The sequence below is a fragment of the Martelella sp. AMO21009 genome, from assembly GCF_053484295.1.
On record NZ_JBAKFR010000007.1, the window covers coordinates 182,663 to 204,056 of the forward strand.

25 protein-coding genes and 1 tRNA gene are annotated in these 21,394 nt (G+C 60.3%); 9 read left to right on the top strand and 17 right to left on the bottom strand.

What is annotated here, in order from left to right; genetic code table 11:
• Positions 1–29: 29 nt before the first annotated feature.
• The 6 genes from V6766_RS11090 to V6766_RS11115 all read right to left on the bottom strand — a co-directional run bounded on the left by V6766_RS11090 (position 30) and on the right by V6766_RS11115 (position 4,271).
• A complete protein-coding gene (locus V6766_RS11090; RefSeq protein ID WP_448466392.1) occupies positions 30–959 on the bottom strand; it encodes an electron transfer flavoprotein subunit alpha/FixB family protein in 930 nt (309 codons plus the stop codon).
• 14 nt (positions 960–973) lie between these two features.
• A complete protein-coding gene (locus V6766_RS11095; RefSeq protein ID WP_448466394.1) occupies positions 974–1,723 on the bottom strand; it encodes an electron transfer flavoprotein subunit beta/FixA family protein in 750 nt (249 codons plus the stop codon).
• A gap of 191 nt (positions 1,724–1,914) precedes the next feature.
• Complete coding sequence (locus V6766_RS11100) at positions 1,915–2,481, bottom strand: cob(I)yrinic acid a,c-diamide adenosyltransferase (protein ID WP_448466396.1); 567 nt, start codon at positions 2,479–2,481, stop codon at positions 1,915–1,917.
• 93 nt (positions 2,482–2,574) lie between these two features.
• Positions 2,575–2,772 carry a twin transmembrane helix small protein gene (locus V6766_RS11105; protein WP_018064827.1) on the bottom strand — a complete coding sequence of 66 codons (198 nt, stop codon included), beginning with the start codon at positions 2,770–2,772 and terminating at the stop codon, positions 2,575–2,577.
• A 144-nt stretch (positions 2,773–2,916) separates the two neighbouring features.
• Complete coding sequence (locus V6766_RS11110) at positions 2,917–3,426, bottom strand: O-acetyl-ADP-ribose deacetylase (RefSeq protein WP_448466398.1); 510 nt, start codon at positions 3,424–3,426, stop codon at positions 2,917–2,919.
• An 11-nt stretch (positions 3,427–3,437) separates the two neighbouring features.
• A complete protein-coding gene (locus V6766_RS11115; protein WP_448466400.1) occupies positions 3,438–4,271 on the bottom strand; it encodes an SDR family oxidoreductase in 834 nt (277 codons plus the stop codon).
• Positions 4,272–4,351: 80 nt separating this feature from the next.
• Here V6766_RS11115 and V6766_RS11120 point away from each other — a divergent pair, with 80 nt between their 5' ends.
• Positions 4,352–5,266: a YihY/virulence factor BrkB family protein gene (locus V6766_RS11120; protein WP_230721117.1), complete on the top strand. Its 915-nt coding sequence runs from the start codon at positions 4,352–4,354 to the stop codon at positions 5,264–5,266.
• On the opposite strand, the gene gluQRS is transcribed toward V6766_RS11120, so the two are convergent.
• Entirely contained in the window at positions 5,231–6,109 is an 879-nt protein-coding gene (gene gluQRS / locus V6766_RS11125) for a tRNA glutamyl-Q(34) synthetase GluQRS (RefSeq protein WP_448466402.1), read from the bottom strand. The genes V6766_RS11120 and gluQRS overlap by 36 nt on opposite strands.
• 41 nt (positions 6,110–6,150) lie before the next feature.
• Between gluQRS and V6766_RS11130 the strand changes: the two genes are divergently transcribed.
• Both V6766_RS11130 and V6766_RS11135 read left to right on the top strand, forming a co-directional pair.
• On the top strand, positions 6,151–6,795 hold the full coding sequence (locus V6766_RS11130; RefSeq protein WP_448466404.1) for a DNA-3-methyladenine glycosylase family protein: 645 nt from the start codon (positions 6,151–6,153) through the stop codon (positions 6,793–6,795).
• A gap of 115 nt (positions 6,796–6,910) precedes the next feature.
• Positions 6,911–7,468, top strand: coding sequence for an HNH endonuclease (locus V6766_RS11135; RefSeq protein ID WP_018064833.1), 558 nt, complete (start codon positions 6,911–6,913; stop codon positions 7,466–7,468).
• 860 nt (positions 7,469–8,328) lie between these two features.
• Here the strand turns inward: V6766_RS11135 and amt are convergent.
• From amt to tesB, 3 genes are all read right to left on the bottom strand, one after another.
• Positions 8,329–9,663, bottom strand: coding sequence for an ammonium transporter (amt, locus tag V6766_RS11140; RefSeq protein WP_448466406.1), 1,335 nt, complete (start codon positions 9,661–9,663; stop codon positions 8,329–8,331).
• A gap of 22 nt (positions 9,664–9,685) precedes the next feature.
• On the bottom strand, positions 9,686–10,036 hold the full coding sequence (locus V6766_RS11145; RefSeq protein ID WP_018064835.1) for a P-II family nitrogen regulator: 351 nt from the start codon (positions 10,034–10,036) through the stop codon (positions 9,686–9,688).
• Positions 10,037–10,365: 329 nt separating this feature from the next.
• Positions 10,366–11,262 (bottom strand): acyl-CoA thioesterase II, encoded by an 897-nt coding sequence (gene tesB, locus V6766_RS11150; RefSeq protein ID WP_448466408.1) that lies wholly within the window; start codon positions 11,260–11,262, stop codon positions 10,366–10,368.
• A 99-nt stretch (positions 11,263–11,361) separates the two neighbouring features.
• Between tesB and V6766_RS11155 the strand changes: the two genes are divergently transcribed.
• Entirely contained in the window at positions 11,362–12,576 is a 1,215-nt protein-coding gene (locus V6766_RS11155) for a ubiquinone biosynthesis hydroxylase (RefSeq protein WP_448466432.1), read from the top strand.
• A gap of 121 nt (positions 12,577–12,697) precedes the next feature.
• On the opposite strand, the gene V6766_RS11160 is transcribed toward V6766_RS11155, so the two are convergent.
• Positions 12,698–13,264: an RNA polymerase sigma factor gene (locus V6766_RS11160; RefSeq protein ID WP_257789098.1), complete on the bottom strand. Its 567-nt coding sequence runs from the start codon at positions 13,262–13,264 to the stop codon at positions 12,698–12,700.
• A gap of 5 nt (positions 13,265–13,269) precedes the next feature.
• A complete protein-coding gene (locus V6766_RS11165) occupies positions 13,270–13,428 on the bottom strand; it encodes a NepR family anti-sigma factor (protein WP_230721132.1) in 159 nt (52 codons plus the stop codon).
• Positions 13,429–13,634: 206 nt separating this feature from the next.
• On the opposite strand from V6766_RS11165, the gene V6766_RS11170 reads away from it, so the two are divergent.
• The gene (locus V6766_RS11170) at positions 13,635–14,429 is read left to right on the top strand and encodes a response regulator (RefSeq protein WP_230721128.1); all 795 of its coding nucleotides are present in this window, start codon (positions 13,635–13,637) and stop codon (positions 14,427–14,429) included.
• Positions 14,430–14,541: 112 nt separating this feature from the next.
• Positions 14,542–14,706 (top strand): DUF1328 domain-containing protein, encoded by a 165-nt coding sequence (locus tag V6766_RS11175; protein WP_174802119.1) that lies wholly within the window; start codon positions 14,542–14,544, stop codon positions 14,704–14,706.
• Between the two features lie 122 nt (positions 14,707–14,828).
• Here V6766_RS11175 and V6766_RS11180 read toward each other — a convergent pair whose 3' ends face one another.
• Positions 14,829–15,029 carry a CsbD family protein gene (locus tag V6766_RS11180; RefSeq protein WP_448466410.1) on the bottom strand — a complete coding sequence of 67 codons (201 nt, stop codon included), beginning with the start codon at positions 15,027–15,029 and terminating at the stop codon, positions 14,829–14,831.
• Positions 15,030–15,305: 276 nt separating this feature from the next.
• On the opposite strand from V6766_RS11180, the gene V6766_RS11185 reads away from it, so the two are divergent.
• Entirely contained in the window at positions 15,306–17,033 is a 1,728-nt protein-coding gene (locus V6766_RS11185) for a CHASE domain-containing protein (protein WP_448466412.1), read from the top strand.
• A gap of 43 nt (positions 17,034–17,076) precedes the next feature.
• On the opposite strand, the gene V6766_RS11190 is transcribed toward V6766_RS11185, so the two are convergent.
• The 3 genes from V6766_RS11190 to V6766_RS11200 all read right to left on the bottom strand — a co-directional run bounded on the left by V6766_RS11190 (position 17,077) and on the right by V6766_RS11200 (position 18,871).
• The gene (locus V6766_RS11190; RefSeq protein WP_448466414.1) at positions 17,077–17,868 is read right to left on the bottom strand and encodes a DUF3037 domain-containing protein; all 792 of its coding nucleotides are present in this window, start codon (positions 17,866–17,868) and stop codon (positions 17,077–17,079) included.
• A 3-nt stretch (positions 17,869–17,871) separates the two neighbouring features.
• Entirely contained in the window at positions 17,872–18,681 is an 810-nt protein-coding gene (locus tag V6766_RS11195; protein WP_448466416.1) for a HipA family kinase, read from the bottom strand.
• Between the two features lie 105 nt (positions 18,682–18,786).
• A tRNA-Leu gene (locus tag V6766_RS11200) sits at positions 18,787–18,871 on the bottom strand.
• 171 nt (positions 18,872–19,042) lie between these two features.
• On the opposite strand from V6766_RS11200, the gene V6766_RS11205 reads away from it, so the two are divergent.
• Positions 19,043–19,624: a YqaA family protein gene (locus tag V6766_RS11205; RefSeq protein ID WP_448466418.1), complete on the top strand. Its 582-nt coding sequence runs from the start codon at positions 19,043–19,045 to the stop codon at positions 19,622–19,624.
• A 39-nt stretch (positions 19,625–19,663) separates the two neighbouring features.
• On the top strand, positions 19,664–20,167 hold the full coding sequence (locus V6766_RS11210) for a disulfide bond formation protein B (protein WP_448466420.1): 504 nt from the start codon (positions 19,664–19,666) through the stop codon (positions 20,165–20,167).
• Positions 20,168–20,173: 6 nt separating this feature from the next.
• Here V6766_RS11210 and V6766_RS11215 read toward each other — a convergent pair whose 3' ends face one another.
• Positions 20,174–21,166 carry a KpsF/GutQ family sugar-phosphate isomerase gene (locus tag V6766_RS11215; protein WP_448466422.1) on the bottom strand — a complete coding sequence of 331 codons (993 nt, stop codon included), beginning with the start codon at positions 21,164–21,166 and terminating at the stop codon, positions 20,174–20,176.
• Positions 21,167–21,394: the final 228 nt, after the last annotated feature.

Consider the following 21,394-nt stretch of genomic DNA (forward strand, 5'->3'; position numbering starts at 1 on the left):
GGGCCGGGGATCAATCGCAAGATCGCGCCTCAGAGCGCCTTTTCAAGCTCCGGCAGAACCGTGAACAGATCGCCGACAATGCCGTAATCGGCAACCTGGAAGATCGGGGCTTCCTCGTCCTTGTTGATCGCAACGATCACCTTGCTGTCCTTCATCCCGGCCAGGTGCTGGATCGCGCCGGAAATGCCGCAGGCGATGTAGAGATCGGGGGCGACCACCTTGCCGGTCTGGCCGACCTGCCAGTCGTTCGGCGCAAAGCCGGCATCGACGGCGGCGCGCGAAGCGCCGACGGCCGCACCCAGCTTGTCGGCCACCGGCAGGATGACCTCCTGGAATTTCTCCGAGGAGCCAAGCGCGCGGCCGCCGGAAATGATGATCTTCGCGGACGTCAGCTCCGGCCGTTCGGAGGCCGAGATCGCGTTTTCGACGAAGCTCGACAGGCCCGGATCGGCGGCGGCGGAGACCGTCTCGACCGGCGCGGAGCCGGTCATTTCGGCGGCGGAGAAGCTTGCCGTGCGCACGGTGATCACCTTCTTGGCGTCGTGCGATTTCACCGTCTCGATGGCGTTGCCGGCATAGGTCGGGCGCTTGAACGTGTCGGGCGCGATGACCTCGATGATTTCGGACACCTGCATCACGTCGAGAAGCGCCGCCACGCGCGGCATCACATTCTTGCCGATCGCGGTCGCCGCCGCGATGATCACGTCATAGCCGCCGGCAAGGTCGAGGATCGTGGCCGCAAGCGGCTCGGCGAGAGCCTCGGCCAACGCGTCGCTTTCGGCGATAAGCACCTTGGAGACGCCGGCGATCTTCGCCGCATCTTCAGCGGCGGCCGCGCAACCCTTGCCCGCCACCAGCACGTGAATGTCGCCGCCGATCGCGGCAGCGGCGGTGGCGGCTTTCGCGGTCTGTTCGGAAACGGCGTTGCCGTCATGTTCGGCGAGAAGAAGTATGGTCATGTTCTGGGCTCCCCTTACAATACGCCGGCTTCGTTTTTCAGCTTGTCCACCAGTTCGGCGGCGGAGGCGACCTTGATCCCGGCCTTGCGCGCGGCCGGCTCCTCGGTCTTCAGTACTTCCAGCCGGCGGGCGCAATCGACGCCGTAATCGGCGGGCGTCTTCTTGTCGAGCGGCTTCTTCTTGGCCTTCATGATGTTCGGCAGCGAGGCATAGCGCGGCTCGTTGAGGCGCAAATCCGTGGTCACGATCGCCGGCAGCTTGATCGAGATCGTCTGCAAGCCGCCATCGATTTCGCGGGTGACCTTCGCATCGCCATCGCCGAGTTCCAGCTTGGAGGCAAAGGTCGCCTGGCTCCAGCCGAGCAGCGCCGCCAGCATCTGCCCGGTCTGGTTGCTGTCGTCATCGATCGCCTGCTTGCCGAGGATGATGAGCTGCGGCGCTTCTTCCTCGGCCACCTTCGTCAGCAGCTTGGCGACTGCCAGCGGCTCGACGGTCTCGTCGGTGGCGATCAGGATCGCGCGGTCGGCGCCCATGGCAAGCGCGGTGCGCAGCGTCTCTTCCGCCTTGGCGGGGCCGATCGAGACGGCGACGACTTCTTCCGCCTTGCCGGCTTCCTTCAGCCTGAGCGCCTCTTCCACCGCGATTTCATCGAACGGGTTCATCGACATCTTGACATTGGCGAGTTCGACGCCGGTGCCATCCGGCTTGACGCGGATCTTGACGTTGTAATCGACAACCCGCTTGACCGGGACCAGAATTTTCATGTTCAACCTCCAAACTCACGGCCGTTGCCGGCCGAACGCGCAAAATCTTTCACCGGAACCGCCGCCGGCTTCATGCAAGGGACCATGCTGCCATTCATGGCATGATCGCTTGCCAATCGGCGACATGGATAGTTTGTTTTCCCGCCTTTCGCAAAAAAACTTCGCCGCAATTTGACCTCATTCGCAAAAAATCAGCGGTTCTTTCCAGGCACCCACAACACGTCGCGTTCTCCCTGACCATTGGCGTGACGGGCCGCGACGAACAGCAGGTCGGAGAGGCGATTGATATATTGCAGTGCCGGCTGTGATACGGCTTCCGTCTCCGCAAGCCGCGTCATCGCCCGTTCCGCGCGCCGGCAAACCGTGCGCGCCATGTGCAGATGCGCGGCCAGCGCGCTGCCGCCCGGCAGAATGAACGAGGTCAGTGGCGAAAGCGCGTCATTCAGCCGGTCGATTTCGGCTTCCAGCCACGCTACCTGACCGGCAACAATCCTGAGCGGCTCGTAGGAAATCGCCTCGCCTGTCTCCGGCGTTGCCAGATCGGCGCCGAGATCGAACAGATCGTTCTGGATGCGGGCAAGCGCCGCGTCATAATCGCCGGCCTCCTGCAACCGCGCAAGGCCGATCGCGGCGTTGGTCTCGTCGACATCGCCGATCGCCGCCATCCGGACATCCGCCTTCTTGCGGCGCGGTCCGCTCGCAAGTCCGGTGGTGCCGTCATCGCCGGTGCGGGTATAGATCTTGTTGAGTTTGACCATGATTGTGTCGCAGTTCTTTCAGTCCGTCGCTATTGAGCGAAGCCGGTTGCAAAAGGCAAGACCATACAACGTATTTTCAGCCTGCCGGCGAAATCAATGACCGGATTGCATCAACCAGAGCGTGATCATGATCAGGATGATGGCAAGCGCCTGGAACGCGACGCGGGCCTGCATCATCTTGTTGGAATGCTGGGGACTGCCGCCGAGCATCATGTTGATGAGCCCGCGCGCCAGAAAGAACACCACCAGCAGCATCACGATGACAGTGGCGAAAACGAATACCGTGGACATTTTCTCTCCCGGAGCGTGGCCGCCTCACATCAAGGCGCTCACCCGCTCCATCTCTTTGTCTTGCCGCATTCCGATGCTGACAGCGGAATGCTTCGGAAATCGGCGCCATCAGACGACAAAACAGCCGCGCTTGCAAGGGCTGGCTCAGCGCGCCTCGAACGCATCGCTGAGCAGGCGCGCGACATCGGGACTGAAGGCAACCAGAAAGACCATCGCGATTTCCGGCAGGTCTTGAAGCCCGTTCGAAACCGTCTCGACGGCAATGCGCGCGGCGCGGTCAGCCGGAAAGCCGTAAACGCCGGTGGAAATCGCCGGAAAGGCGATCGTGCGACAATTATGCGCCGCGGCCAGCTCCAGCGAATTCCGGTAACAGAGCCGCAGCTTTTCGGCCTCGCCATTGCCGCCTCCATGCCAGACGGGGCCGACCGTGTGGATCACGTAACGGGCCCTCAGATCGTAACCTCCGGTGATCTTGGCTTCGCCCGTTGCGCACCCGCCGAGCGTCCGGCATTCATCCAAGAGCCCTGGCCCCGCCGCGCGGTGGATGGTGCCATCCACCCCGCCGCCGCCGAGCAGCGAAGAATTGGCGGCGTTGACGATCGCATCGACGTCGTAAGCCGTGATATCGCCCTGTTCTACGGTGATCCTTCCCATATCGTCCTGCCTCAGCTCAACCGTCCCATCAGCCGGTAGAACCAGTCGGCGGGCATGATGCGCTTCAGGATCATGCCCTGCTTCGCCGGCGTCGTGACGGGATAATGCGGACGCGGCCTTTTGGCCGTCAGCGCTTTAAGCAGAACGGCGTGGACGGCGTCTGGTTCCAGCCTGCTCTTGTTCTCGGGCCCGGTTCCATTCAGGCGGGCAAGCTGTTTCTTGTACTCCGCCGCGTGATGGGAGCCCTCAAGGTCGATATTCTCGTGGATATGCTTCAGCGCATTGGCGGTGAAGCGCGAGGCGATCGGCCCGGGCTCGATCAGGCTCACGAAAATGCCGGTGCCCTCCAGCTCCATGCGCAAGGTCAGCGACATCGCCTCCAGCGCATATTTCGAGGCCGAATAGGGGCCGCGATAGCGATAGGGCAACAGTCCGAGAATGGAGGAGCACTGCACGATGCGGCCATGACCCTGCGCCCGCATGAATGGCAGGATCTGCCGCGTCAGCTCGTGCCAGCCAAAGAAATTGGCCTCGAACTGGGCGCGCAGCACATCTGTCGAGATATCCTCTACCGCCCCCGGCTGGCCATAGGCGCCATTGTTGAACAGCGCATCGATGCGCCCGCCGGTTCGCTCCGCCACAGCCTCCACAAGGGCGGTGATCGACGCCTGATCCGTGTAATCGAGATAGAACGCCTCAAGGCCATCGACTTCAAGCGCGGCGATATCCTCCGGCCTGCGCGCCGTGGCGAATACCCGCCAACCATCCTTCGCCAGCGCGCGGGCGCACCAGGCCCCGATACCGCTGGAACAGCCGGTGACGATTATCGTGGATTGCTCGGCCAATGAGATACTCCGGTACACGAACGCGTTGTCTTTCCTATATAAGGATCGCAAGCCGACCGCGAAACGCCTTTGGAGCAAGAATGAGAAAGCCGATCCGCACGACCTTCAAGGTGGCCTATGATGCGCTCTACCACTTCAGCGAGGACGACGGCTGGGCCATGGCAAGCCATGTGGCGCTTTCCACATTGCTTGCATTGTTCCCCTTCCTGATCTTCGGCACCACGCTCGCGGGCTTTCTCGGCGCCGACCAGTTCGCCGACATCGCGATCAACACGATCGTCGGCGCATGGCCCAAGGAGATCGCCGAACCGGTTTCCAACCAGATCCGCCAGGTGCTGACCGTGCCGCGCGGCGGACTGCTGACCGTCTCGGTGCTGGCCGCCGCCTATTTCGCCTCCAATGGCGTGGAGGCTGTCAGGCTTTCGCTGAACCGCGCCTACCGCGTGGAAGAGACCCGGACATGGTGGTGGCTTCGCATCAAGAGCCTCGGCTTCGTGCTTCTGGCCTCGATCATCTTCGCCTTCCTCAGCATCATGTTCGTGGTGGTGCCGATCGCGCTGCACTTTGCCGAGCGCTGGTTTCCGTGGCTGGAGAACGGGTTGACGACGCTCGCCAATGCCCGCCTCGTCGGCACCTTCCTGCTGCTGATGTTCGGTCTTGTAATCGCCCACCTGTTTCTGGCGGCCGGCCGTCGCCGGCTGGTCGACGTGCTTCCCGGTATCATTCTAACGTTGGTGTTCTGGGCGATCTTCGCCTCCGGCTTCGCCTATTATCTCGGCACCTTCGCGCAATACAGCGCCACCTATGCCGGTCTTGCGACGCCGATGATCCTGCTGGTGTTTCTCTATTCGATCGGCGTGATCCTGCTTTTAGGCGCGGAGGTGAACGCGGCACTTTTGAAATACAAGGTGATCAAGCATGCGCCATGGAGCCGGCACCGCTCGCGCCGGGCCAAGCATTCAGATCCCGCAAAGGATACGGATATCAGCCACTGACCGCCCTTCGGCGCGCAACTGCCTGAGCGCCGTATCGCCGTTCGATTTGGAAAGCTTGCGTCCGTCGGGGCCCAGAATCAGCCGGTGGTGATGATAGACCGGCGCGGGAAGCCCCAGCAGCTCCTGCAAAAGGCGGTGGATCGCAGTGGCGTGATAGAGATCGAGGCCGCGCACCACATGGGTAATGCCCTGGGCTGCATCATCGGTGACCACCGAAAGATGATAGCTCGACGGCGCATCCGAGCGCGACAGCACAACATCGCCCCAGACTGCGGGATCGGCCGGGATATCGACAATCCCGCCATCCCTTTCCTCGCGCCAGCAGAGCGGCTTGCCGATGCGCGCGACCGCCGCTTCCATGTCCAGCCGCCAGGCATGGCGCCTGCCCGAGGCAAGCAGCGCCTGGCGCTCCTCCTCGCCCCGCAGCCGGTCGGCGGCCGGATAGAGCGGCGCGCCGTCGGGATCGCGCGGCCAGTCGCTGCCGTCCGCCTCAAAGGCCTCGACCTGCCGGCGCACCTCGCCACGGGTCATGAACGCCGGATAGGCAAGGCCCGCGACAATCAGCCGGTCGAGCATGGCCTGATAATCGGCGAAATGCTCCGACTGGCGGAAGACCGGGGGCTCGAAGGCGATGCCGAGCCAGTCGAGATCCTCAATCAGCGCCGCCTCGAGTTCCGGCGTCGCCCGGGTCTGATCGATATCCTCGATCCTGAGCAGGAGCCTGCCGCCCGCAGCCTCTGCCCTCCGCTGATTTTCAAAGGCAGACAGGGCGTGGCCGAGATGCAGGTAGCCGTTCGGGCTCGGCGCAAAGCGGAAAACGGGTCGATCCTGATCTGGTTTCATGCGATGAACTATCCGGTTTTTCAACAAAAGGGGTAAGGCGGATGGAGCGGCTGCGCAATGGCGACGATCTTGACAAGGCGCGCGCGGCTCTTTGCGAAAACGCGCCTCTGCTTGCCGACCTTGCCGCAACCTGCCCCGAAATTCCGCTTCGCCTGCTGCCTACCGGCTTTGCCGGGCTTGCGGAAGTGGTGGCCGGCCAGATGATTTCCAAACAGGCGGCCGCCGCGATCTTCGCCCGGCTTCGCGCCGCCTGCGACCCGCTGACGGCCGAGACCTATCTAGCGCTTTCGCCCGAGGCCCATGCCGGCATCGGCCTGACACGCGCCAAGCAGGCGACGCTCGACGGCATCGCACGGGCGATTGCCGGCGGCACGCTCGATCTCGCCGCCATTGACGCCCTGCCGGCCCACGAGGCGATGGCGCTGCTGACGGCCTATCGCGGCATCGGCGTCTGGACGGCGGAAGTCTATCTGATGTTCTGCGCCGGCCATATCGACATATTTCCGGCCGGCGATCTGGCCCTGCGCATCGCCGCGGCGGACGCGTTCGGGCTCAGTGAACGGCCCGATGCCGCGACGTTCAGGACGCTTGCGCGAGACTGGCAGCCCTACCGTTCCGTGGCCGCCCGGATTCTCTGGGCGCATTACGCGCAGATGACAAAAAGAGACGTCCTCCCGGTGGGATAAGGCTTTTGTGGTATTTGGCAGTCGAAACGGATGAGGCGATTAATCAGGCTTCACAATACTGTAACAACGAGCCTAATATACAGGAGACAGATGCCGAATCGATCAGGAGAGCAACTTGACGATTGCAGTCTCGCCTCAGGCCTTGCCGGCGCTCGTTCTGAATGCCGACTACAGGCCGCTGAGTTATTATCCCTTGTCGCTCTGGTCCTGGCAGGACGCGATCAAGGCCGTGTTCCTCGACCGTGTCAACATCATCGCCGAGTATGATCAGGCCGTGTCCTCGCCCAGCTTCTCCATGCGGCTGCCGAGCGTCGTCTGCCTGAAGACCTATATCAAGCCCTCGCGCCACCCGGCCTTCACCCGCTTCAACGTGTTTCTGCGCGACCGCTTCCAGTGCCAGTATTGCGGCAGCCGCGAGGAACTGACCTTCGACCACGTGATCCCGCGCTGTCGCGGCGGCGAGACCACGTGGGAAAACGTGGTCGCGGCCTGCTCGCCATGCAATCTGAAAAAGGGCTCGCGCCTGCCGAAACAGGCCGGCATGATCCCCTTCCAGAAACCCTTCCAGCCGACGGTGCAGGACCTACACAACAATGGCCGGCAGTTCCCCCCGAACTACCTGCATGAAAGCTGGCTGGACTATCTCTACTGGGACAGCGAACTGGAACCGTGACAAGGCGCCTTGCGCGCCGGCGAATGCGGAATCAGAGGCCTCCAGCCATACTCTGGCTCGCGGGAGAGTCCGATTCGGCTGCGCTCAGCGTTTCGTCAAAGCCGAAACCGAAAAACTGCAGTGACACCACCGCGATGACGAGCAGCAAAGCCGCCCAAAACGGAATGCGATTGTAAAACGGCGTGGGCCGGAAGCAATACGAACAGTTTTTCGTTCCAAACCGCAGAGGGTGATGACAGGAACATTTGAAGAGTCTGAGATTTTTCACATTCAGTCCAAATCTTGCGGTGTTTCCATCTCGGCAGAACCAGTCCCTGCCTGTCCCCTGGACTTTTTTTGGTACTTCACCTACCTGGCACACGCCATAAAAACAATCACACATCCACGACAACAAGAAGATTTGATTATCGATAACAGCGTGCACATTCATACTGAACGAAGCCGCGGTCCGGAAAGTTCCCGCTCGGGCCGACCATCCGGTCGAAAAACCATCCAATCGGGGTTGAGCCCGCGTGGAACCACAACACCTTCAGCGATAAACATACATTAAATTGCACGTATGCGTGTGGTCAATACCGAGTAGGGCAGGCTCGTTTCCGAAGTGTTCGTTCTTTTCACTGCAAGCTTTCACGCCTCGCATAGAGGCTATCCGCCACGCGGCAGGAAACAGCGGATTCGGTTTTGGCTCGGGGCGCACCCTTGAAGCAGCGCCTCTCCCGATCTTCATGTTTCCGGCCGCTTCGTGGATATCTGCGGCTTTCGCCTCGCCGCGAAACAAAAGAGCCCGCCGGACTGGCCGGCGGGTTCTGCGATGCATTCTGGAATCGCCCGGGGCCGCCGCATGACGGCCCCGGTCGGGCTTACATGAATTCCGGATAGGCTTCGACACCGATCTCGGACTTGTCAAGACCCATTTCTTCTTCCTCAGGCGAGACACGGATACCCATGACGGCCTTGAGGATGAACCAGATGACGAACGACACGATGAAGGTGAAGGCGCCGATGGCGACGATACCGATGATCTGGGTGCCGAAGGAGGTGCCGTCATTGGTCAGCGGTACGATGAACGTGCCCCAGATACCGGCAACAAGGTGGACCGGGATGGCGCCGACGACGTCGTCGATCTTCAGCTTGTCGAGCAGCGGCACGACGACGATGACGATCACGCCGCCGATGCCGCCGATGAACAGGGCCGCCGGAACGGACGGGGTCAACGGTTCGGCCGTGATCGAGACCAGACCGGCGAGCGCGCCGTTCAGGACCATGGTGACGTCGACCTTCTTGTAGACGATCTGCAGCAGGATCATCGTGACAACCGCACCCGCAGCAGCGGCCAGGTTGGTGTTGACGAAGATCTTGGAGACATCGCCGGCATCCGCAATCGAGCCGATGGCAAGCTGCGAAGCGCCGTTGAAGCCGAACCAGCCGAGCCACAGGATGAAGGTGCCGAGAACGGCGAGCGGGATGTTGGAGCCCGGCATCGGATGGACCGAACCGTCAGCGCCGTATTTGCCCGTGCGCGCGCCAAGAACCAGCGCGCCGGCAAGCGCGGCCCAACCGCCGACCGAGTGAACCAGAGTCGAACCGGCGAAGTCGGAGAAGCCCATTTCGGAAAGCCAGCCGCCGCCCCACTGCCAGGAACCGGTGATCGGGTAGAGAATACCGGTCAGGATGACGGTGAAGATGATGAACGGCCAAAACTTGATGCGCTCGGCAACCGTACCGGACACGATCGACGCGGTGGTTGCGCAGAACACCATCTGGAAGAACCAGTCGGAGGCGACGGAATAACCGGCCGCGCCGTCATCCATGCCGGGTCCCGGGAAGACGTAGGGGCCGAAGGAGCCCATGAAGCCGCCGTCAACGCCGGTGTACATCAGGTTGTAACCGGTGAACCAGAACATGATGCCGCCGACCGCATAAAGGGCGATGTTCTTCAGGCCCTGCATCGAGGCGTTCTTCTTGCGCACCAGGCCCATTTCCAGCATGGCGAAGCCGGCGGCCATCCACATGACCAGGAAGCCGCCGATGAGGAACAGCATGGTGTTGAAGATCACGACCGTATCAGCGGCGGGCGCGCCCGAGGCCACTTCAACCACGGCCTCTGCGGCCTCTTCCTGAGCGAAGGCAGGAAAGGCGGCGGTTGCTGCGGCAAGGGCAGCAAAACCCGCGATATATTTGAGTTTGGAAGACATAGACTGATTACCCCCTGCTGATTTACAGCGCTTCGGAATCGGTTTCGCCGGTGCGGATGCGCACGGCCTGTTCGATGGAATAGACAAAGATCTTGCCGTCGCCGATCTGTCCGGTCTTGGCGGAGGAGGCGATCGCCTCGACAGCCTTTTCGACCACATCGGCGGCGACCGCGACTTCGATCTTCAGCTTGGGAAGAAAGCTGACGGCATATTCGGTGCCGCGATAGATCTCGGTGTGCCCCTTCTGCCGGCCGTAACCTTTCACCTCGGTCACGGTCAGGCCCTGAATGCCGACGGCGGTGAGGGCCTCACGCACCTCATCCAGCTTGAACGGCTTTATGATGGCCATCACAATTTTCATCTGGTTTCCCATCCTTTGTTACCCGCAGCTTCGAAAAGCCGGTTCTCCTTACCGCCCTCGAACAGAAATTCGTCAGCGGCCTATCGCAGACATACAAAGACCGTGCCAGTTTCGAACTGGCGTCACAAGCTGTTGATATCAATGGGATATTTTCAGGGAGATATGTGCGACGAAATGCCCGCCGCAAAGTTGCGGCGATTCCGTGCGCTATTTTTGGCAATTGCCTTTTTTTTGTGCAAATGCCGGAATGAGGATCAGCCGCGCCGTTCCAGACCGTCGATCAGAAGGTCCGGCATGCGCGCAATATGGGCATTTTCATCCTCTGCGCCTGTCCTGCCGGACTACGCCTTCTTGTAGAACGGCCAGGCATGATCGCGGATGCGGATCAGGCCTTCCTGTGCGACCGAGGCCACCAGCGTGCCGTCGCGACTGAAGATGCGGCCATGGGCAAAGCCCCGGCCGCCGTTTGCCGAAGGACTTTCCTGCGAATAAAGCAGCCAGTCTTCGGTTTCGAAAGGCCGATGGAACCAGACCGCATGATCGAGGCTCGCCGCCTGCACCCGATCGGAAAAGACCGAGCTCTGATGCGGATAGAGCGTGGCATCGAGCAGGGTCATATCCGACATGTAGGCCAGGAAAGCGGCCTGATAGTCGCGCCCGTGCGGCGACGGGCCGTTGGCCCGAATCCAGATATTCTGCTCGCCGCCGGGCTTCCTGCGCCAAAGAAAATTTTCCAGATCGACGGGACGGATCTCTATCGGCCGCTCGCGCATCCAGTAATTGCGCACCGGAGCCTGCGCATTCTCGGCATCATTCATGATGTCGCTCCCTGCCAGTTCTTCAGGCGGCGGAACGTCGGGCATGGCATGCTGGTGCTCAAAGCCGTCCTCCTCCACCTGAAACGAGGCGGTCATGACGAAAATCGGCTGGCCGTGCTGGATCGCGCGCACGCTGCGTGTCGAAAAACTCCGTCCGTCGCGCAACCGCTCGACCTGGAAGATGATCGGCACCTCGGTATCGCCGGGCCGCATGAAATAGCCATGGAGCGAGTGGACGAGATGGCCTTCCGGCGCCGTCCTCTGGGTCGCCACCAGCGACTGGGCGACAACCTGCCCGCCGAACACGCGCTGCCAGGTGGTGACAGGGCTCTGGCCGCGATAGAGGTTCTCCTCGAGCCGCTCGAGATCAAGGAGAGCAGCGAGCGCCTTGCCGCCATAGTTGTTGCCGGGCTGTGACATTTGAACGCGGTCCCTATATATCCCATGAGTAACGCAATGGCCTATAACAGCTTTGCCGAGAGGGAGCGAGATATGGCGAGACGCAGAAAGGACCGGGATATGAAGGATATCGTCATCGTTGGCGGCGGCTATGTGGGGCTCTCGGTCGCGGTCGCGGTCAAGAAAGCGGCGCCCCATCTCGAAATCGAGCTGATGGAGGCGGCCCCCGCGCATGTGTGGGAAAAGGACGAGCGCGCCTCGGCCATTATCGCCGCCGCGATCAACATGCTGAAGACACTGGAACTGTGGGACGAGATCAAGGAACACGCCCAGCCGATCAACGAGATGATCGTGACTGACTCGGAAACCGGCGAGCCGGTCAAGCCGGTCTTCCTCACCTTCGGCGAAGGCGGCGAGACCGGCGATCCCTTCGCCTACATGATCCCGAATGTCGCCATGGTCAGGGCGTTGCGCAGAGCGGCGGACGAACTCGGCATCACGATCCGCCACGACGCCGCCGTGACCGATTTTTCGGCCGAGGGCGGCCACGCGAAAATCACCCTTGCCGGCGGCGAGGAAATCGCGACCCGGCTGGTGGTTGCCTGCGACGGCGTGCGCTCAAGGCTGCGCGACATGGCCGGCATCAAGACGGTCAAATTCGACTATGGCCAGTCCGGCATTGTCACCACCGTCGCCCATGAGCGCCCGCATCACGGCCGGGCGGAAGAGCATTTCCTGCCGGCGGGCCCCTTCGCCATCCTGCCGCTGACCGGCAACCGTTCCTCGCTGGTCTGGACAGAGCGCACGGAAGATGCCCAACGCCTTGTCGAAAGCGACGACATGGTGTTCGAGGCCGAACTGGAGCGTCGCTTCGGGCATCATCTCGGCAAACTCACGCTTGCCGGCGGCAGGCGCGCCTTTCCGCTGGGTCTCACGCTGTCGCGCTCGTTCATCGCGCCGCGGCTGGCGCTGGCGGGCGATGCGGCCCACGGCATCCACCCGATTTCGGGCCAGGGCCTCAATCTCGGCTTCAAGGATGTCGCGGCCTTGGCCCAGACCATCGTGGAAGCGGACCGCAATGGCCTCGATATCGGTGCGCTCGACACGCTGGAGCGTTATCAGCGCTGGCGGCGGTTCGACACGGTGCGCATGGGCATGACCACCGATGTGCTGAACCGGTTGTTTTCCAACGATATCGGCCCGCTGCGCATGGCGCGCGATTTCGGCCTCGGCATCGTCGACCGCATGCCCCGGCTGAAACGCTATTTCATCGAGGAAGCTTCCGGCCGGACGGCGCGAGACCTGCCGAAACTGCTGGCCGGCGAAGCGCTCTGAGTAAGGCGAGGCTGGGCGACCTGATTTGCAGGCATGGCTCCCTAACATCAAAGCTGACCAAAATCGAAAGGGCCGGCCAATGACCGGCCCTTGGCAGTATCGGGTTTGCGCCCGTCGCGTCTCAGCCCGGACGCGAGACGAATGCGCGGCTGACCACGCTTGCGGAATTGGCGTCGGGGCCGAATTCGGTTTCGCCGGTAATGTCCAGCAGCTCCTGCAGCTTGCCGCGGGCGCGGGCAATGCGGCTCTTGATCGTGCCGATCGCGCAATGGCAGATTTCGGCAGCCTCTTCGTAGGAAAAGCCCGAAGCGCCGACAAGAATGATCGCCTCGCGCTGGTCGCTCGGCAGCTTGTTCAGCGCTTCGCGGAAGTCCCGAAGGTCCATCGCGCCATATTGCGCGGGATGGGTGGAAAGCCGCTCGGTGAAGACATTGTCGGAATCCTGGATTTCGCGACCGCTCTTGCGCATCTGGCTGTAGAACTCGTTGCGCAGGATGGTGAACAGCCAGGCCTTGATATTGGTGCCCGCGGCAAAGCTGTCCTGCTTGGCCCAGGCCTTCATGATCGTGTCCTGAACCAGATCGTCGGCGAGGTCCTGATGGCCGCAGAGCGAGACGGCGAAGGCGCGCAGGCTGGGCACCGTCTTCAGCATATCCCGCTTGAAACTCGTATCTTCGACTGTTGCCACGGCGGTTACCCCTTTTTTCTGGGCGTGGATGCGGCCTCGGCCGCGTCCAGACGCTCGAGAAGATCGAGAAACCGATCCGGGATTTCCTCCTGTTCGACAGCATTGTAAAGAGCCTTGAGGCGTCTGCTGATCGCCTCTTCGGGGCTCTTGGCCGTACCGGGCATGTTCGAACCTTGTTCAAGGTCGCTATTGTTCTTCACCAGTTTTCGCCTCGTTCCATTCCACCAATTCCATTCAAGCCGAAAACGCGACCCAAAATAAAATGTTCCGCTCTTCGGGAACTTTTTTTCGTCTCCCGCATTCTTGCTTCTTGAGGAATGCTCTAAAAGAGATACCCGCAACGACCTATCGAGGCAGGAGACTACCAGACATGTCGCTTTCAACACGTATCGCCGCCCATCTTCCCTACCTCAGGCGTTACGCACGTGCCGTTACCGGCTCCCAGACATCGGGCGACGCCTATGTTGCCGCCGTACTCGAAACGCTGATTGAAGACGTTTCGCTCTTTCCGGAGGACGGCGACGATAAAGTCTCGCTCTATAAACTCTTCTCTCAGCTTTTCAGTTCCACAACGATCGAAATCGAAGAAATCGAATCGCCCTTTTCCTGGGAAAAGCGCGCCGCGGCCAATCTCATGGCGCTGCCGGCCAAGCCCCGCCAGGCCTTTCTGCTGATCTCACTCGAAAATTTCTCCCATGAGGAAACGGCCCAGATTCTGGACGTCGAGAGCGATAGCGTTTCCAACCTCATCGATGAGGCGTCCTCGGAGATCGCGCGCCAGGTGGCGACCGATATCATGATCATCGAGGATGAACCGCTGATCGCCATGGATATCGAGCAGATGGTGGAAAGTCTGGGCCACCGCGTCACCGGCATCGCGCGCACCCACGCCGAAGCCGTGGACCTGTTCAAGTCCTCGCGTCCGCGCATGGTGCTCGCCGATATCCAGCTCGCCGATGGCAGCTCGGGCATCGACGCGGTCAACGATATTCTGGCTGCCGAATCGCTGCCGGTGATCTTCATCACCGCCTTCCCGGAGCGGCTTTTGACCGGCGAGCGTCCGGAGCCGACCTTCCTGGTCACCAAGCCGTTCAATCCCGATATGGTGAAGGCGCTGATCAGCCAGGCGCTGTTCTTTCAGGAACATCACGAACAGGCGGCATAAGCCTTAATACTTCCGTAAGCATGAGGGCGGCTTCGGTCGCCCTTTTTCTTTTAAAGCCGGAACTCCAATGGCGCTTGGGCGTTCTCCTTCTACAAACACAAGGAGAATGTCCATGCTTTACTATGCCGTTGTTTTCCTGGTGATAGCCCTGATCGCTGCCGCACTCGGTTTCGGCGGCATCGCCGGCGCGTCAGCAGGTATCGCGCAGATTCTGTTCTTTCTGTTTCTGCTGTTCTTCGCCGTCGCGGTCATTGTGAACTTCGCGCGCAGCCGCTAAAACAGAGTTTCCTCCCGAAAGCGGGCCGCCTGTTGGCGGTCCGTTTTTTTGTCTTTTGTCCGGACAAACAAAAGGGCGGGAGCGCTTCAGCGCTCCCGCCCGTAAACTCGTTATTCGCCTTATCAGTGCGAACTGTTCATCCAGTTGTCGACGTCGCGTTCGGCCTCGTCGCGCTCCTTGCCGTAACGCTCCTGGATCTTGCCCACGAGCTTTTCGCGGTTGCCGGCAACGACATCGAGGTCGTCATTGGTCAGCTTGCCCCAACGGGCCTGCACTTCACCGGTAAACTGCTTCCAGTTGCCTTCGACACGGTCCCAATTCATAAGCCTGCTCCTTTCAGCTTAGCTTTTCTATGTTGGATAAACGCGTCACCCGTTCGGGGTGTTCCATCCTTCGGACGAAGATTGACAACCCTCCCAAAAACAGGAATGTACGAACGCAGGCACGCGGTGCCGGTGCGCAGAAGTAAAATGAAACAAATGCTTCATCGGTCACGTGCTTCTTTCGGCACATTTACGCAAACAACCGAAGTCGTTTCACTTTTCTGGCGCGTATGAGTGAAATTGGCCGGCCCGTGCCGGCCGGGCTGTGAAGAAAACATGCGATTCGACAAGGCAGACAACGGCACTGTTTCGACCATCAGCCGCATATTGCCCGCGCTGGTGTTTCTGGTGGTCGCCATTATCGGCCTCGGCATGTCGTTCTCGATCTACCGGGCGTCCGAGGTCGAACGCCGCGCCAAGTTCGAGATGGTGGCGGGCGACGCCGCCGACCGGATCGTCAACCGTTTCTACCAGCACATGTCGCTCCTGGAGGCGACCAAGGCGTTCTTCGAGGCGACCGACGGCAATATCGACCGCCCCGCCTTCCGCACCTATGTCGGCGGTCTCGATACCGAAGGGCGCTATGACGGTATCCAGGGCATCGGCTTTGCCCGCATGGTCTACACCGGAAACGAGGGCCGCGCCGAGGACATGATCAGCCGCGCCTATGGCGAGGATCACCCGATCTGGCCCGAGACCGACCAGGATTACCGCGCCGCGATCGTGATGATCGAGCCGGACAATGAGCGCAACCGCGCCGCCATCGGCTACGATATGTACAGCGAGCCCGTGCGCCGCGACGCCATGGCCAAGGCCTTTGCCACCGATACGCCGCGCGCCAGCGGGCCGGTGGAGTTGGTGCAGGAAATCACCGACAACAAGCAGGCCGGCTTTCTGCTCTATCTGCCGTTCAAGATGGACCGCGGCGAGAACAACGCGGACGGCAATTTGCCGCTTTCCGGCTTCATCTACGCGCCGTTTCGCGCCGGCGATCTTTATCGCGCGGTGATGAACGCCTCGCCGGCGCTGCCCGTGGCCATCCACGCCTACGACAAGGATGCGCCCGGAATCCCGCTGTTCGAATCCGCGACCTATGATGCCGCTTTGGAGCGCAGCGCGCTGACCTCGTCCCGCGAGGTCGATATTGCCGGCAGGACGTGGGTGCTGAAGATGACGCCGAGCGCGGCATTCGAAAAGGCCGCCTTCGATATCACGCCCTTCGTCGTCGGCTGCGTGGCGCTGCTTCTGGCGGTCGCGCTGGCCCTTGCCGCGCAGTGGCAGATCAAGGCGCTGGCCGCGGCGCGCGAGGTTCAGCGCGTGACCGAGAAATCCCTGCAGGAACGCGAGCTGATGCTGCAGGAGATGAAGCACCGGATCAAGAATTCGATCGCCCGGATGCTCGCGATCGCTCGCCAGACGGCCCACCATTCGGAAAATCTCGAGCAGTTCGTGGAATCCTATTCCGCCAGGCTGCAGGCCATGTCGACGGCGCAGGACGTGCTGACCCGTTCGCGCTGGCAGCGGGCCGACCTGAAGGAACTGCTGAACAAGGAACTGGAGCAAGTATTCGGCAATGGCGAATCGCATTACGAGGTCTATGGCCCGAATGCGGAGATCGACGAGAAGGCGACCCAGGCCTTCAGCCTCACCTTCCATGAACTGGCCACCAACGCGCTCAAATATGGCGGCATGTCGGGCGACGGCGCGGGTTTGAAGGTGTCGTGGAGCTTTCAGGGCACGGGCGCCGAGCGCAAGCTGAAGCTGATCTGGGCGGAAACCGGCGCCGGACCCGTCGCGCCGCCGGAACGCAAGGGCTTCGGCACGCGGCTGATCGACGCCAACATCATCGGCGAGTTGAACGGCACGATCGACCGGCAATATGGCGAGGACGGTCTGAAGATCGAAATCACCTTCCCGAACCCCGCCACCAGAAAGGCAACATCGCGCCGCTCCCGCTGGCGTCGCACCCGCCGCGCGCGGCTGGCGGAAAAGAAGGGCGAGTGATCCGCTGTCCTTCTAAGAAAATTTTTCCCTTTCTGGCGCAGCACTAATTATGGGACGCATAGTTTCGTCGGATATCCATAACGAGTGGTTGCAAGTCGTCCATCGTATAGAAACGCACGCAGTGAGAATCCATTTGCGAGCTTAAAAGAGATATAAAACTATCGTCATGCATCTCTGAATCGTCTGCAACAACTACAAGGCGTTTTTCGCGGAGAGTTTCGGTGAACAATATGTTACCTTCAATCATATGAGGGCTCGCCTTGCTCAAGGCTTTGTCTGGTTCAGTTCCCAGCGACAACCCCTGAATGAGATTGAAAGCACCATTTTGATAACCATACGGCGCTTCGATCTTTATACCACCCGAAAGTAATACAGGGCTTGGCTTTTCCAATAAACCATCCACACCATACTCCTTTAATTTGCTCGCTAATTTTGTATTGACTCGCTGCCTTCGTTTTTTAAAAGGAAGGTCACCTACTAGGTCAGAAAATATCTCCTGCAAGTCCATTTTTGCATCGCGGATAAGTACCGATCTCAAAGGTAAGAGTCGTATTTTACCCGATCTCTGCAAAATAAACGTGTTAATGTTGTCCAGCTGCCACCCTTCTCCAAACTCCGATAAAAGCCGGCTTTTCAGCGAGTTTTGCAGGAGCTCAAAATGAACGCCGGGACTTACATTAAATGCCGATTTTATACGCTTAGGACGCTCGCCAAATTTGCACAGCACATAGGGCGGCGTTCTCGCGAACAACGCCACTCCGATGTTAATGTATTCGGCGCGCTCAGGATTGTCCGAATACTGTATAATCGAGAAGTACCCCTGTCTGTTATTCATGGCTCAAAATCCCGGTAGTGGCGGCTCGTCTATCAGTTTCGGCGCTAAATTTTTTACGATGTAGTTGGCACGGGCACAGATGAAATCGATCAACCCTGCACGGGCCGGCGGGCCTAGACCCCATTCTAAAGGTACAGAATTAACGATTTCGCTCACGAAACTACGATCCAATGTTCCCAATTTTGTGAGTGCTGCGCTAACGCTTTGGTCAGTTATGAAGCCGTCAAATTCAGGGAATTTTCCGTAAACACCTGCATCTTCTATCCAATCTTGTGGAGCCGCGCCATCCGGAAAATCGGGCTCGACACCTATGAAACAATTCGAATGATCTATTGGAACTAAGTCATATTTATGGACTGAAGCTTGCACATAAAGGAGATTATCAGAGTTCGCCTCCTCTTTGTAATAGCGATCCCAGTTCCTGATCCAAGTATCGAAAACCACCAATCTTGAGACGCAGTCCTTGTTCCGAAGACGCTGCAAGAACACGTCAGTTCCGTCGCGAGGGACACCCTCGACAGCGGATGAGAAGAATAGTGGAGGAGTCATCTTTTGCCCATTTTTGCGCATCACAATTTCAATGTCGCACTTATATATGACAGCAAAAGGTGAGACGCTTAACTCGAACCATGCAGCCAGTTCAGCGGCTACCAATTCCGAAACTAGAGCCGCGCCTCCCATTGGGTTGCCTAAAGATTTTATAAACCCGTCACCTGCATCCGTGGCAACTCTGGCCGGGCTAGTGCTTGAAGAAAAATGCTCGATCTCTCGAGTGATCTCTGTCGGGCAGACCGTCTTGCCACAGGCTAGCACTTCGTCCCTCGATATTCGACTTAGACTAGCTTAGTCTACCTCTCAATACGTATCGCGCAACTAAATAACGAAGAACATTGATTAATCGCGGCGACTTGAGTTCGTTGGTGCCCCTTGCCGGAATCGAACCAGCACTCCTTTCGGAACCTGATTTTGAGTCAGGCGCGTCTACCAGTTCCGCCAAAGGGGCCCTATGCCTCGTCTTGAGGCAGGCATGGCGGAATATAAGGAGATCGGGCCGGGCGTCAACACGCTTCTGGCGCCGGGCCTGCACAAATTTGCGCCGTGCGGCTCTTGAGTGATGGACATGGCGGGCCGGAGACAGCATTCTCCGGCGACACAAATCAACCCCGGACGATCCATGCTGCGCAGACTTTATAACTGGACGCTTTCGCTCGCCGCCAACCGCAATGCCGAACGCGTTCTTTTCGGGATATCATTCGCCGAAAGCTCGTTCTTTCCGATCCCGCCGGATGTGCTGCTGATCCCGATGGTGATAGCGCGGCCGGCAAAATGGTTCCGGATCGCGCTGATCTGCACGATTGCCTCGATCCTCGGCGCGATCGCCGGCTATCTGATCGGCATGTTCCTGTTCGAGCAGGTCGCCCGGCCGATCCTCGATTTCTACGGCAAGCAGGATTCGTTTGAGAAGATCGCCGAGTGGTACAACACCTGGGGCGGCTGGGGCGTGCTGTTTGCCGCCATCACGCCCTTTCCCTACAAGGTGCTGACGCTGTTTTCCGGCGCCACGGGCCTCAATTTCGGAATCTTCTTTCTGGTCAGCGTGATCGGGCGTTCGTTCCGTTTTTTTCTGATCGCCTGGCTGCTCAATCGCTACGGCCCGCCGATCCGCGATTTCATCGAGAAATATCTCGGTCTTCTTTTCACCGTATTCGTCGTCCTTCTGGCAGGCGGGTTCTACCTCGTCAAATACGTGTTCTAGAGCATTTCGCGCGCTGGCGGCGCGCTTCAAGAGGGTTATATGTCCGCGCGTTCTTACTCCCGCATTCCGATCAGCCTGACGCTGTCGACGCTCGCCATGGCCGTCACGGTCGGGACGGCGCTCGGCTTCGAGCATCTCGGCGGCTATATCCCCTGCCATCTCTGCCTTCTGGAGCGTAACCCTTATTATATCGGCGTGCCGGTCGGCATTCTCGGCCTTCTCGCCTGGCGCTTCGGCCTGCCGGGCCTTGTCGCACGGCTGGCGCTCCTCATCATTGCCGGGCTGATGGTCTGGGGCATGGTGATGGGCGTCTATCACGCCGGCGTCGAATGGCACTGGTGGGCGGGGCCCTCCGATTGCTCGGGTTCGATGGCAGGTGTGACCACCAACGCCATGGACCTGCTCGGCGATCTCAACCGGGTGACCGGCCCGAAATGCGACGAAGCGGCGCTGCGCGTGCTCGGCCTGTCCTTTGCCGGCTGGAACGTGGTTGCAAGTCTGGCGATCGCGGCAATCGCGCTCTGGGGCGCGCGCGGAAGGTAATCAGCTTCAGGCCGCGCCGATCCGCAGGAAATCGTGGAAATGGACGATGCCGAGCGGACGGTTGTTGTCGTCGACCACCATCAGCGCGGAAATATTGTGCTTTTGCAGAAGCGCCAGGGCGGCGGAGACCAGCATGGTCTTGCCGACGGTCTTCGGCGCCGCGGTCATCACGTCTTCCACCGCGAGCCTGCTCATGTCGCGGGCAAGATTGCGGGCGAGATCGCCATCGGTGATGATGCCGGCGAGCCGCCCCTCGTCCGTCAGCACGCCGACACAGCCGAAACGGCGCTGCGACAGCACCATGATCGCCTCCGGCAGCGGCGTGCCGGCCGGCACCAGCGGCACCTCCTCGCCGACATGCATGATATCAGCGACGTGGGAGAGCAGCGCGCCGAGCTTGCCGCCCGGATGATAGATCTTGAAATCGACAGCGGAAAAGCCGCGCGCCTCCAGAAGCGCGATCGCCAGCGCATCTCCGAGCGCAAGCTGCATGGTGGTGGAGGTCGTGGGCGCCAGCCCGTGCGGACAGGCTTCCTCCGCCTTGGGCAGGTCGAGCACGATATCGGCCGCCAGCGCCAGCGAGGATTGCCGGCCGGAGGTGATCGCGATCAGCGGGATGGCAAACCGCCGCGTATAGGCGACAAGCGCAGTCAATTCGCTGCTTTCCCCGCTCCATGACAAAGCCAGCACGGCGTCCTTCTGGGAAATCATGCCCATATCGCCGTGATTGGCTTCCGCCGGATGTACGAAGAAGGCCGGTGTGCCGGTGGAGGCGAAGGTGGCGGCGATCTTGGTGCCGACATGGCCGCTCTTGCCGACGCCCGAGACGATCACATGGCCCGCCGTCTGCCTGAGCAGCGCCACGGCCTTCTCGAACGGCTCCGCCAGCCCGTTGCCGAGCGCCGCCGACAGGGCCTCCAGCCCCTTGCGTTCAAACTCGAGCGTCCTCAGCCCCGAAAGGGCCGCCTCGCCCAAACCATTTTCATTCACATCCATCATGCCACGCTGTTAGCGCCTTTGGCGGATGCAATCAATAGAATGATAAGGGAGGCGCTCATTTGCGATGACACGCGTGGCGGCAATTCGCCAGAATGATAAGCGACGCATAGGTCGGAAGACGATGATCAAGGCCGAGTCTTCGGAATGACTGGTCTCCCCACCATCCCAAGGGTGTCATCAACTCTGTTGGATGATTTTCTCTCTGAACCTTGCATTGAGGGTCACGAC